Raw genomic sequence first — 12,895 nt, 5'->3', positions numbered from 1 at the left:
TCCCTGCCCAGACGATGCGGCCTCGTGCACACTGGCCGGCCTGCCCATTCGGTGGGCAATGTGGTGCGCCCCATGCCGGGTGGTGCCCCTTGTCGGGTGTGAAAGAAAGGGACGACTTTGGCCTCTGGTAAGACCTTCCTGGCGGCGGCCCTCGCCACCAGTTGCGCCCTGTCCGCGCTGATGGCGCCTGTGCTCGTTCCCGCTGCGGCGCATGCCGCGGACCAACCCAAGGCCGCCGCGTCCGCCAAGGCGGGCAAGGCCGATTTCGCCGCCCCCAAGGCGGTGGCCAGCGTCGAGGGCATCACGGAATACCGCCTGGCCAACGGCCTGCGCGTGTTGCTGTTCCCCAGCGAGGCCAAGTCCACCATCACCGTCAACGTCGTGTACCGCGTCGGCTCGCGCATGGAAGGGTATGGCGAGACGGGCATGGCCCACCTGCTGGAACACATGATGTTCAAGGGGACGCCCAACCACCACGACATCCCGCAGGAAACGCAGAAGCGCGGTTTCCAGAACAACGCCACCACGGCCGAGGACCGCACCAACTACTACGAGACCTTCGACGCGCGGCAGGACTATCTGGACTGGGCCTTGGGCCTGGAGGCGGACCGCATGGTCCATTCCTTCGTCGCCCGCAAGGATCTCGACAGCGAGATGACGGTGGTGCGCAACGAGATGGAGATGCGGGAGAACAACCCCGTGGGCATCCTGATGGAGCGCATGCACTCCTCAGCATATCTCTGGCATCACTATGGCCATTCCACCATCGGCGCGCGCTCGGACGTGGAGAACGTGGACATTGGCCACCTGCAGGCCTTCTATCACCGCTATTATCGGCCGGATAACGCCACCCTGGTCATCGCCGGCAAGTTCGACCCGGCCAAAGCCCTGGCCAGCGCGCAGGCGGCCTTCGGCGGGCTGAAAAACCCGGCCGAGGCGCTGCCGCCGGAATACACGGTGGAACCGGCACAGGACGGCGAGCGGTCCGTCACCCTGCGCCGCGTGGGCGACACGGGGTACGAGGGGCTGGCCTATCACATCCCGGCCGCCACCCATCCCGACAGCGCCGCGCTGTCCATCCTGTCCTTCATCCTGGGCAGCACGCCCTCGGGGCGTCTGCACAAGGCGCTGGTGGAGCAGAAGCTGGCCACCGGCGTGTCGGCCTCGGCCGAAAAGCGCGTGGACCCCGGCCTGGCCATGGCCCTGGCGGAGGTGCCCAAGGGCGGCGACGCCGCCAAGGTGCTGTCGGTCATGACGGGCGTGGTGGAGGGCGTGCACGACCATCCCATCACGGATGAGGAGGTCGACCGCGCTAAGACCCGCATGCTGAAGAATTACGACCAGTTGATGGACAACCCCGGCGGCGTGGCGCTCAGCCTGACCGACGTCATCGCGCAGGGGGACTGGCGCCTGCTGTTCGTCGGGCGCGACCGCATCGCCGCCGTGACCACGGCGGACGTGCAGCGCGTGGCGGAGACCTATTTCCGCCAAGCCAACCGCACCGAGGGCCACTTCATTCCGACCACGGCGCCAGAACGTGTGGATATCCCGGCCGCGCCCACCGCCGCGTCCCTGGTGGATGGCTACAAGGGGCGGGACGCGGCGGTGGCCGACACCGTGTTCGACAGCAGCCCGACCAACATCGACGCCCACACCCAGCGCCTGGATTTGCCGGATGGTGGCAAGCTGGCCTTGCTGGCCAAGCCGGCCCGGGGCCAGGCGGTGAACCTGCTGATCCGGCTGCGCTATGGCGATGATGCCAGCCTGACGGGGAAGGACGCGGCGTCCGAGGCGGTGGCCAGCATGCTGCTGAAGGGCACCGCGAAGCACAGCCGCCAGCAGATCGCCGACCTGCTGGACAAGATGAAGGCCAATTTGGCCATCTCGTCCGGTACGCAGCAGACCAGCATCGCCGTGCGCACCGACCGCGCGCACGTGGCCGAGGTGCTGGCGCTGGTGGCCGAGATCCTGCGGGAGCCAGCCTTCCCGGCCGATGAACTGGAGCAGTGGCGCGCCGCCACCATTTCCGACCTGGAATCGTCCCGCACCGATCCCCAGTCCCTGGCCAGCAACGCCTTCGACCGGGCCTTCGACACGACGCAGCCCGACCATCCCGGCCATATCGACACGGTTGACGAGTGGATCGCCAAGATCAAGGCGCTGAAGCTGGAGGAGGTGAAGGCCTTCTACCACGCCTTTTACGGCGCCCGCGGGGCCCAGGTGGCCGTGGTGGGCGACTTCGACGCCGCGGCCATGCCGCAGCTGGTGCAGGCGGCCCTGGGCGGATTCGTGGCGCCACAGCCTTACACCCGCATCCCCGAGACCCCCGCCCAGGTGGCCGGCCTGGACCAGGTGATCCAGACGCCGGACAAGGCCAACGCCATCCTGCTGGCCGGCCTGCCCCTGGCCATGACCGAGGATGACCCTGACTATCCCGCCCTGTTGATGGCCAATCGCATCCTGGGTGGCAGCACCCTGCATTCCCGCCTGGGCGACCGCGTCCGCCAGAAGGAAGGCCTGTCCTATGGCGCCGGCTCCGCCCTGTCGGTCGGGGCCATCGACCACGTGGGACGGCTGACCCTGCAGGCCATCGCCGCCCCCCAGAACGTGGCCAAGGTGAAGACGGCGTTTGGCGAGGAATTGGCGCGCCTGGTGCACGACGGTGTCAGCGACCAGGAACTGGCGGAGGCCAAGAGCGGTTTCCTGGATCAGTTCCGCATGGGTCGGACAGAGGATGCGCGCCTGGCCAGCCTGCTGGCCACCAACCTTTACCTGGGTCGCACCATGGCCTGGTCGGCGGAAATGGAAGCCAAGGTGGCGGCGGTGACGCCGGCACAGGTGGCGTCGGCCCTGCGCGCCCGCATCGATCCGGACAAGCTGTCCTATTTCCGCGCCGGGGACTTCGCCAAGGCGACGAACTGAGGCTCTTGCCTTTGGGCGTATCCTGGCCGGCGGCGCCACCCACCACGGAATACCTCCTCTAGCCAGGGGCGCATGGCCGGGTTAGCTTGGCGCCCCGGCGATGGGCGGCGGACCGGGCAGCGGCTTCAAGCGGGGAAGGCGTGTGGCCGGACCCCGGCGAAGGAATCGAGACGTGGCGGATGGTGAGGACGTAGCGGCGGGAGGACGGGGTATCGCGGCCGCGATGCCGGCGCCGGCGGGCCTGCGCGCCGCCGCCCCCAGGCGCTCGGCCCAGACCTCCTCTCCAGCCTTGGGGGTGCGCGGGCGGCTGCTGCTGGCCGCCGTCACCCTGTTGTTGCCCCCCCTGCTGGGCGGCGCCCTGCTGCTGGGCGGCGCCTACACGCGGGAGCGCCGGGTGGCGGAACGCCACCTTGATGAGACGGCCCACATGCTTGCCCTGGCAGTGGACCAGCAGTTGGGCCAAAGCCAGGCCTACTTGCGCGCGCTGATCGCGTCTCCCGCCCTGGCGCACGGGGATATTGCGGCGCTGGAAGCCCAGGCCAGGGCTATAGACCTGCCCAAGGGCTACTGGTTCCGCCTGGCGGCGGCCAGCGACGGCCGGGTGCTGATGAACACCGCGCTGCCGCCGGGAACACCGCTCTCCGGCGGCCAGTTGGGTCCGAACCTGCGTGCCGCGCTGGAGGCGAGGCACAGTCGTGTCGGCAATCTGTTCAACAGCACCCTCACCAACCAGCAAGCCATCGCCCTGCACGAGCCGGTGTTCCAGAACGGCGCCCCGGCCTACATCCTGTCGCTGGTCATGCCGTCGACGGAATTCACCCAGCTATTGACGGACCAGCAGCTGCGGGCCGGCTGGATCGGCGCCGTCGTCGACCGCTCCGGCGTCATCATCGCGCGTACCCGCGACCCCGAGCGTTACGTCGGGCAGAAGGCCCGGCCGGAATTCGTCGAGGCCTATGCCAAGCAGACATCGGGCCGTATGCCCGGCGTGTCGCTGGAGGGCATGCCGACCATGGTTTCCTTCCGGCGCACGCCCAGCCAGGATCTGGTCGTGGCGATCGCCGCGCCTCGGGACGAGTTGGGGCGGGAGGCTTGGCGTGGCCTGTTGTTGGCGCTGGCCGGGGCGGTTGCCTTGTTGGGGCTGGCCATGGGCTTGGCCCTGCGCTTGGCCCGGGGCATCACCTATCCGGTTGAACAGCTGGCCGCCCGGGCGGCCGCGCTGGGCCGTGGGGCTCCCGTGCCGACCGAGACACTGGGCCTGGCCGAGGCGGATGCCGTGGCCCAGGTGCTGGCCGACGCCAGTCAGCGCCTGGCCCGTTCCAGCGCCGAGCAGGAGGAGAAGGTGCGGGCGGCGGTGGCGGAGGCGGAGAGCGCCAACACCGCCTTGTTCCAGGCCCACCGTATGGAGGCGGTGGGCCGCCTGACAGGCGGCATCGCCCATGATTTCAACAATCTGCTGCAGGCGGTGTCCGGCTGCCTGGACATGCTGTTGCGCCGGGCCCCGGACGATCGCAGCCGCGACCTGATTCGCGCCGGCATGCAGGCCGTCGACCGGGGGGCCGGTTTGACCCGCCAGCTGATGGCCTTTGCCCGCCGGCAGGCCCTGCGTCCCGAGCCGGTGGACGTGGCCGAGCTGGTGCGCACCATGCGCCAGCTGCTGATGCACGCGCTGCGCGCCGACATCGTATTGGAAATGGTGCTGCCCCAAGGGCTTTGGCCAGCCATGGCCGACAGCGCCCAACTGGAGCTGGCGCTGCTGAACGTGGCTGTGAACGCCCGCGATGCCATGCCCAACGGCGGCGTGCTGCGCTTCGTGGCCGAAAATGTGCACTTGGCGCCGGACCAGACGGAGGACGCGCTGAAAGGCCAGTTCGTGCGCCTGGCCATCACCGACACCGGCTCCGGCATCGACCCTGCCGTGTTGCCCCACGTGTTCGAGCCCTTCTTCACCACCAAGGAGGTGGGCAAGGGCTCCGGCCTGGGCCTATCGCAGGTCTATGGCTTCGCCCGCCAGTCGGGTGGCACCGTGCATCTGGACAGCGTGCCGGGCGTGGGCACCACGGTCACCCTATTCCTGCCGCGCGCCGCCACCGCCCCCCGTCGGCCCCCGGCACCGGCCGAGGCCCGCCCGGCCGACCGGGTGGAGACTCGTATCGTGCTGGTGGTCGAGGATGACGCCACTGTGTCCGCGACAGTGTCGGCCAGCCTGAAGGAACGCGGCTTCACCGTGCTGCAGGCCTCGCGCGCCGACCAGGCCCTGGCACTGCTGCAGGATGGTGACACCATCGACATCCTGTTCTCCGACATCGTCATGCCCGGTGGCATGAATGGCGTGGAACTGGCCAAGGTCGCCCGGCTGCTGCGGCCCGACCTCGCCGTGCTGCTGACGACGGGCTATGCGGAAAACCTGCCGCCGCTGGAAGGCATGCGCCTGCTGCCCAAGCCCTACCGCATGGACCAGCTGCTGGACGCCCTGGACGCCTTGGACTGAAATTGCGCCGTCCTATGCGGATTCCCCGAACCGCTTTCAGCTTCCATTAACCCGCCGCCGCCTATACTCGGTCCTGGCGGAGCGACCCCGCCCATTTGGGATTGGCCCGGCGGGCTGTCCCGCAGGCCTGTTACTTGGTCGCGAGCGGATGGTTCCATGTTCGGCGCCCAGCTGACCCAGATTATTGATGAGCACGAGCGCTGGCTGGCGGCCAAGCCGGGCGGGCGCCGTGCCAATCTGGCGATGCTCATCCTCCGCGGCATCGACCTGTCGAACCGCAACCTGTCCCGCGCCCAGTTGGCCGGGGCCGACCTGTCCGGCGCCGTCCTGGCGAATTGCCGGTTGGAGGGGGCTGACCTTTATGGCGCCGATCTCACGGATGCCGACCTGACCCAAGCATGCCTGGCGGCGGCTGACCTGCGCGGCTGCGCCTTGAGGGGCGCATTGCTGGACCGTACAGATTTGCGCGGCGCCGATTTGCGCTCCAGCGACATGTTGATCGCGGTGCCGGACTCCGGGGGGGAAGGCGAGGGAGCGGCGGAATTGGCGCGGTCCGGCCAGGGCGTCGTCTTCCGCCGGGCCCACCTGGGCCGCGCCCTTCTGGTGGGGGCCCGCCTGTCCGGCGTGGTCATGCTGGAATGCGACATCACCGGCGCGGTGCTGCGCGGCGCCGACCTGCGGGATGCAGACCTCAGCGGCTCCGTCTTGCGGGAAGTGGATTTGACGGGCGCCGACCTGAGCCAGGCCAACCTCACGGCCGCGCGCCTCAGCGGTGCCCTGCTGGCGGGCGCGCGGCTGCAAGGCGCGCGCTTCGCCGGTGCCGACCTGGTGGGGGTGGAGCTGGACCATTGCGACCTTGGCGAGGCGCTGCTGGATGAAGCCCGTTTCTCCCGCCCTCTCGATTCGCTGGCGCTGGACACGCGCCGTCGCGTGCACGACCACGAACGCTGGATAGACAGCGGCGGCGCCCGTGGCGCCCGTGCAGAGTTGGAGGGCGCCAATCTCGAGGGTGCTGATCTGCGGGGCGCGCGGCTGTCGGGCGCCACCCTGCGCGGCGCGCATCTGCAGGGCGCCCTGCTGGGCGGTGCAGACCTGACCCTGGCCGATCTTTCCGGTGCCGACCTGACCGAGGCCAGCCTGCGCGGCGCCATGCTGCGCGGTGCCATGCTTGGTCACGCCCGGCTGGCGGGCGCCGACATGGCTGATGCCCGCCTGGACCCCGCGGATATCCTGCAACCGGACGGCCATCCCAGCGGCCGGTCATGGCCCGCTGACCTCACGGGCGCCGACATGGCACGCGCCAGCCTATGGCGCGCCCAACTGCAATACGCCAACGTCACCGGTGCCGACTTGCGCGGTGCCGATTTGGCGCAGGCGGACACCACCGGCGTACGCTTCGCCGACGCTCGCCTTGATGGGGCGGTGGGCCTAGACCGGCCTGAGCTGTCACCGTCGGCCCGGGTGGGCTGAAGCCGGTCCCGGCACGCTTTCCAACCCTTGTCCATCTCCGTCCCAGGTCATAGTGAACCGGCGTCCAGCCAGTACTCTTGGCCGGTATTACTCACCCAAACCGCATAGACCGAATTAATGGGCGCTAAACGAAGCGTCTTTGATTACGGTCCCTTCTATCAAGTCGTCCATGGGAAGCGGGTGGGAGCGTTAGATGAACGATCGACTAAGGCCGGAATTGCGGGAACTGGCGGTCAAGATCGCAACGTCATATGCCCGGTCCAATCCCGTCAGTGTCGAGGCATTGCCGTCGATCATTGTCATGGCGTACCAGGGGCTTGAAGCCTGCATCGCGCCTCCGCCGCCGCCGCCGCCCGAGCCGGTGAAGCGCGGCCGCCGTGGCGCCAAGGCGGCTCCCAAGGCCACTGGCCGCGGACGCAAGGCCACCAGCCGCTAAGGCTGCGCTTTATTCTCGACTCCTTTGATCCACTGTTGCGGTCCAGTGACGTTACACTCCCGGATCGACCGCGGGATCGTGCGCGGCTGGATTGGCCGGGCCCTGTCATGTACAGTGCCCTGAGCACAGGGGTAGGGCGCGCTTGGCGCCGTGCCCCGATGGGGTCCAATCATCCAGCGGCATAAAGGTGCCGACACGTCGATCCATGGCTGTGACCAGCGGTTCCAAACGACAGCAGGCCGTCACTGCCCACCGCCCTGAAGACGGGCGGCGATGACGTCTGACCTCGATTCCCTGTTCCTGGCGGAGGATGCACCGGCGACGCGCGCGCCGGAGTTGCCGCCCTGGCCCATCCTGGTCGTCGATGACGACGAGGAAGTGCACATCATGACCCGGCTGGTGCTCAGCCGGCTGACGTACAAGGGCCGGCCGTTGGAATTGCTGACTGCGCGGTCGGCGGCGGAGGCGGCGGGCATCCTGACCAAGCGCGGCGACATCGCCGTGGCCCTGCTGGACATCGTCATGGAAACGGACGACGCCGGCCTGGTGCTGGCGCGGCGCATCCGCGAGGAATTCGACAACAACGACGTGCGCATCGTGCTGCGCACCGGCCAGCCTGGCCAGGCGCCGGTGCGCGACGTCATCGTCAATTACGACATCAACGACTACAAGGCGAAGACCGAGCTCACCTCGGAGAAGCTGTTCATCACCATCATCACGGCGTTGCGGTCCTACGACAACATCCGCACCGCCCGCGAGGCGCAGAGCGCCAGCCGGCTGAAGTCCAGCTTCCTGGCCACGATGAGCCACGAGATTCGCACACCCATGAACGCCGTGCTGGGCATGCTGGAACTGATGTCCCATACGGGTCTGGATGACGACCAGATGGAGATGCTGTTCACCGCGCGGGACGCGGCCGGCACCCTGCTGCGCATCATCGACGACATCCTCGACTTCTCGAAGATCGAGGCCGGTCGCATGGACATCGAGTGTCATCCGGTGGCGCTGGGCCCGCTGGTGGAAGGCGTGGCCGACATGCTGGCGGCCCAGGCGCGCAAGCGTGCGCTGGACCTGCACGTGCACATCGACCCCGCCATCCCCGAGTTGCTGATGGGCGACCCGTTGCGCCTGCGCCAGGTGCTGTACAACCTGACGGGCAACGCCATCAAATTCACCGAGAAGGGCGGCGTCACCCTGTCGGTGCGTTGCCTGCCCGGCGCGGCGCCGGGCCGGGCGCTGGTGCGGGTGGCGGTGCAGGACACCGGCATCGGCATCGCCGATGATGTGCAGAAGCAGCTGTTCCAGCCCTTCACCCAAGCCGAAAGCTCCACAAGCCGCCGCTTCGGCGGCACCGGCCTGGGCCTGTCCATCAGCCGCCGGCTGATCGATTTGATGCAGGGCCGCATCGGCCTGGACAGCGCGCCGGGCCAGGGGTCCACCTTCTGGTTTGAGATAGACCTGGCCGTCGCCCAGGAACAGCCGGTGGCAGCACCCCAGCCGGCCCTGCCGTCGCTGGCCGGCATCACCGTACTGGTGGCGGCCGAAACCCAGGCCCTGCGCGATACAGTCGCCTGTTATGTCGAGGCCGCCGGCGGCCAGGTGGCGGGCGAGGGCCAGCCCTGGAACGTGGCCGTGGTTGTTCCCCGGCCGGGCGACGTTTGGCCCGACCTGCCGGAGGGCAAGCCTGCGGTGCTGGTGGCGGCGGCGGATTCGGTGCGGCCGGCGGGCCTGCCGTCGGGCACGGTGCAGATCGGCCGCCCGGTGCGCCGCGTGCCCCTGATCCGGGCCGTTGCCTCGGCGGCGGGGCAGGAGACGGCGGCCCGCGCCGCGTCGTCGCCCTTGCGCCAGGGGCGCGGCGAGCCGCCGCCGGTCGAGGTGGCCATGGCGCAAGGCCGCCTGGTGCTGGTGGCGGAAGACCAGCCGGTCAACCAGATGGTGATCCGCCGGCAGCTCAGCCTGCTGGGCATTGCCGCCGAGGTCACCGAGGATGGGCGCCAGGCCTTGGCGGCTTGGCGCACGGGCCGCTTCGGCCTGGTGCTGACCGATTGCAATATGCCGGAGATGGACGGGTTCGAGCTGACCGCCGCCATCCGCGAGGCGGAAACGGGCACCGGCCTGCGCACCCCCATCATCGCCCTGACGGCCAACGCCATGGCGGGGGAGTCCCAGCGCTGCCTGGCGGCGGGCATGGACGGCTTTCTGGCGAAGCCCCTGGAGCTGGACCGGCTGGACCGCTGCCTGGCGCAATGGCTGCCGCCCCTGTCGGACAGCGGCGCGAAGGCCGCGCCGCCGGGGGATACGACAGCGGTGCTGAACCTGGCGCGCACCCTGGAATTGTTCAGCGTACTGGATGACGAGGCGCGGGCCTTCCTGAGTGACTTCCTGGGGGCGGCGCGCCCGCTGGCGGATGGCCTGGACCACGCCTTCACCCTCGATGACGCGGGGGCCGCCCGGCGCGAGGCGCATGCCCTGGCCGGCGTGGCGAAAAGCGCCGGGGCCGACGTCCTGGCCCGCGTGGCGGACCGAGTGGAAGAAGCCCTGGTCCAAGGGAAGGTTGATGAGGCGCGGCAGGCGGCAAAGGCTGTTCCGGGCGCGCTGGAACAGGTCGCGGCGGCCATCGCCTCTTTATAAGAAGACGACCACCGACATTTCTGCCTATACTAATCCTGTATTCCCGGGCTTGGTGTTCCGGAAGCCGGGATCGGGCGTGTATTCATTCCTCGTTAAAATAAAATTGTTTGGATTTGAAGGCGGCAGCCGTTTGGGGATGGCAGATGGGGGCGATTTCATTCAATTTCCGCAGCTCGCTGGTGATTGAGGATCAAAGTTTCATCCGTGGTGTGGTCGTCCGCATCCTGCGGCAGCTGGACTTCGGCACGGTGATGGAGGCGGAGGACGGGTCGTCCGGCCTGAACGTGGCCATGGAACGCCGGCCGGACGTCATCATCGCCGACATCGACATGGCGCCGGTCGATGGGTTGACCTTCCTGCAGCATCTTCGGGAGCGTGAAACGCAAGGACATCACATTCCCGTGGTTTTTCTGACCAATCGCGCGGACAAGGTAACGGTTTTGAAGGCCAGGGATTTGGGTGTGGACGCGTTCATCGCCAAGCCTGTCACCCTGGTTAACCTGCGGGAGAAGCTGCAGGTTGTGATGGCGCCGCGGCGATAGCCGAGGATGGCGGCGGGGAATGGGAATGGCGATGGCGCGGGGTGAGGGAAACGGGATGGGGCGGACGCCGGCGGTTACACCGGCGAAGGGCGCGCCGTGACCAAGCCCAACGCCATCCGTTCCAGTGTGCCGGTCCCCCGGCTGTTGGGCATCCGCCTGCCGCGCTGGGTGTGCGCTTGGCGCGTGCGTCGCGCCCGCCGGCAGGAAGCGATGCGCCGCCATCAAATGACCGTGGCCTTCTGGCGGTCCCTGGCGGTGCGCCAGGCGGCCCTGGCCTTGCTGTCTGCCCTGGTGATCGGCGCCATCCTGTCGCTGATCCAGGGCATCGGCCAGGCGGAGCGGGAGCGGGCCAAGTTCGCCAACGCCGGCCGCATGGTGCTGGACCTGGTGGAGAACACGGCCAGCGCCGCCGTGTGGAACCTGGATCCCGACCTGGCGTCCGGCCTGGTTCGATCCGTCCTGGCCATCGACGGCGTGCGCGCCGTGCGCCTCGTCGAAATGCCGGATCGGGTGCTGGCCGACGGCGCGCGTGACCTGCCGCCGGCGGAGGAGGGGGGGGCCTTCTGGCGCGGCTGGCTGTCCGGCGCCCGGTTCACCTCTGTCTTCCAGGACCTGGCGCGGACCCAGCGCCTGCTGTACCGCCCCGCCGGCAGCCCCCGCAACAGTCCCATCATCGGCCGGCTGGAGCTGGAGATGGACACCAGCCGGGCGGCGGCCGACTACGCCGCCTTCATCCGCACCACGGTGCTGGGCGGCCTTGTACGCGACCTGGCGCTGGGCGTGGTGTTGGCTTTGCTGCTGCACACCTTCCTGACCCGGCCGCTGCGCGCCGTGGGCCTGGCCGTGGCCAGCATCGATCCGTCGCGCCCAGGGGCCGCCCGCCTGCCGGACTTCCCCCGTCAGGCGGATAACGAGCTGGGCTATCTGGTGCGCCGCTTCAACGAGGTGCTGCGCCTGTTGGACCGCAGCCGCTCGGACATGGAACAGCTGGCGACCCATGACGTCCTGACCGGCCTGCCCAATCGGCTGCTGCTGCAACGCCGCCTGGAAGAGGCGCTGAGACGGCGGGAGCGGCGGCTGTACAATCCGGAACTTGCCCGCCAGGAAGACCTCAGCGGCCGCATGGACCGCGCCGGCGGGCGCGGCATCGCCCTGTTCTTCCTGGACCTGGACCGGTTCAAGCATGTGAACGACAGCCTGGGCCACGACGTGGGCGACCGGCTGCTAAAGGCCGTGGCGGGGCGCCTGCGCGACTGCATCGGCGAGGACGACATGCTGGGCCGCCTGGGTGGTGACGAGTTCCTGGTGGTGACGGAAAACGCGCTGGAGCCGGTGGACGCCGCCGTGCTGGCGGAGCGCCTGCTGAAGGCCCTGGAATCGCCCTTGATGGTGGAGGGCGGGCACCTGCTGCACGCCGGCGCCTCCATCGGCGTGGCCCTGGCCGGCGAGGGGGCTCCCAATGGCGACGCCGACACCGCCAGCACCCTGCTGCGCCAGGCCGACACGGCCCTCTACGCCGCCAAGGCCGCTGGCCGCGGTCAATACCGCTTCTTCTCCCGCGAGATGAGCGAGCGGGCGGAGAACCGGCTGAGCACCGAGGCCAACCTGCGCCAGGCGCTGAGCATCGGCTCGTTCGAGCTGTACTTCCAGCCTAAGGTGCGGGCCGCCGACCAGGCCCTGGTGGGGGCGGAGGCGCTGGTGCGCTGGAAGCATGACGGCCAACTGGTGCAACCCGGCGCCTTCATGACCGTGGCCGAGGATTCGGGCCTGATCATGGAACTGGGCAGCTGGGTGCTGGAACAGGCGGTGCGCGAGGCCACGCACTGGACCAAGCTGCTGCCCGACTTCCACATCGCCGTGAACGTCTCCGCCCGGCAGATCATCGCACCCGGCTTCGTCGAGCGGGTACGCGACTGCCTGGCGCGCAGCGGCGTGCCCGCCGACCGCATCGAGATCGAGGTGACGGAGAGCGTGATGGTGGACAGCGCCCGCTCGCTGGAGGTGCTGTGGCGCCTGAAGCGCCTGGGCGTGCGCATTGCCGTGGACGACTTCGGCACCGGCTTCTCCTCGCTGTCCTACCTGCGCCAAATGCCCATCGACACGCTCAAGATCGACCGCGCCTTCGTGCAGGACCTGCCGCGCGACAGCGCCATCGCCGCCATGATCCTGACCTTGGGCGCGCGCTTAGGGTTGGAAGTGGTAGCCGAGGGTGTGGAGCGGGAGGAGCAGCTGGCCTGGCTGGTGGCCGAGGGCTGTCCCGTCGTCCAGGGCTTCTTCATCGCCGAGCCCATGCCCGCCCGCCAGCTGGAAGCGCGTTTCCTGCACCCGTTGGTCATGGCGCAGGAGGAGAGCCGCGAGGGGCGCAGCGCTTAACACATTGAGCGATAACGATTTCGGCGGTCT

The 12,895-nt window shown here is 69.0% G+C and carries 7 protein-coding genes; all 7 read left to right on the top strand.

Going from position 1 to position 12,895, the window contains the following annotated elements; genetic code table 11:
• Positions 1 to 117: 117 nt before the first annotated feature.
• The 7 genes from FBZ88_RS00940 to FBZ88_RS00910 all read left to right on the top strand — a co-directional run bounded on the left by FBZ88_RS00940 (position 118) and on the right by FBZ88_RS00910 (position 12,865).
• Complete coding sequence (locus tag FBZ88_RS00940; protein ID WP_145614990.1) at positions 118 to 2,922, top strand: M16 family metallopeptidase; 2,805 nt, start codon at positions 118 to 120, stop codon at positions 2,920 to 2,922.
• A 172-nt stretch (positions 2,923 to 3,094) separates the two neighbouring features.
• Entirely contained in the window at positions 3,095 to 5,413 is a 2,319-nt protein-coding gene (locus FBZ88_RS00935; protein ID WP_186464133.1) for an ATP-binding protein, read from the top strand.
• A gap of 156 nt (positions 5,414 to 5,569) precedes the next feature.
• Entirely contained in the window at positions 5,570 to 6,883 is a 1,314-nt protein-coding gene (locus FBZ88_RS00930) for a pentapeptide repeat-containing protein (protein ID WP_145614988.1), read from the top strand.
• Positions 6,884 to 7,076: 193 nt separating this feature from the next.
• Positions 7,077 to 7,319, top strand: a complete 243-nt coding sequence (locus tag FBZ88_RS00925; RefSeq protein WP_145614987.1) for a hypothetical protein — start codon at positions 7,077 to 7,079, stop codon at positions 7,317 to 7,319.
• 273 nt (positions 7,320 to 7,592) lie between these two features.
• A complete protein-coding gene (locus tag FBZ88_RS00920; RefSeq protein ID WP_145614986.1) occupies positions 7,593 to 9,950 on the top strand; it encodes a response regulator in 2,358 nt (785 codons plus the stop codon).
• A gap of 107 nt (positions 9,951 to 10,057) precedes the next feature.
• Positions 10,058 to 10,492 carry a response regulator gene (locus tag FBZ88_RS00915; protein ID WP_145614985.1) on the top strand — a complete coding sequence of 145 codons (435 nt, stop codon included), beginning with the start codon at positions 10,058 to 10,060 and terminating at the stop codon, positions 10,490 to 10,492.
• Positions 10,493 to 10,588: 96 nt separating this feature from the next.
• On the top strand, positions 10,589 to 12,865 hold the full coding sequence (locus FBZ88_RS00910; protein ID WP_145614984.1) for a putative bifunctional diguanylate cyclase/phosphodiesterase: 2,277 nt from the start codon (positions 10,589 to 10,591) through the stop codon (positions 12,863 to 12,865).
• Positions 12,866 to 12,895 lie beyond the last annotated feature (30 nt).

The organism is Nitrospirillum bahiense, from assembly GCF_007828025.1.
Lineage (GTDB): Bacteria > Pseudomonadota > Alphaproteobacteria > Azospirillales > Azospirillaceae > Nitrospirillum > Nitrospirillum amazonense.
This window is presented reverse-complemented; position numbering and strand designations above follow the sequence as displayed.

Bases quoted from the DNA above. Each gene is read 5' to 3' on its own strand.
- FBZ88_RS00930 (WP_145614988.1), top strand. From the start codon at position 5,570: ATGTTCGGCGCCCAGCTGACCCAGATTATTGATGAGCACGAGCGCTGG.
- FBZ88_RS00925 (WP_145614987.1), top strand. From the start codon at position 7,077: ATGAACGATCGACTAAGGCCGGAATTGCGGGAACTGGCGGTCAAGATC.
- FBZ88_RS00920 (WP_145614986.1), top strand. From the start codon at position 7,593: ATGACGTCTGACCTCGATTCCCTGTTCCTGGCGGAGGATGCACCGGCG.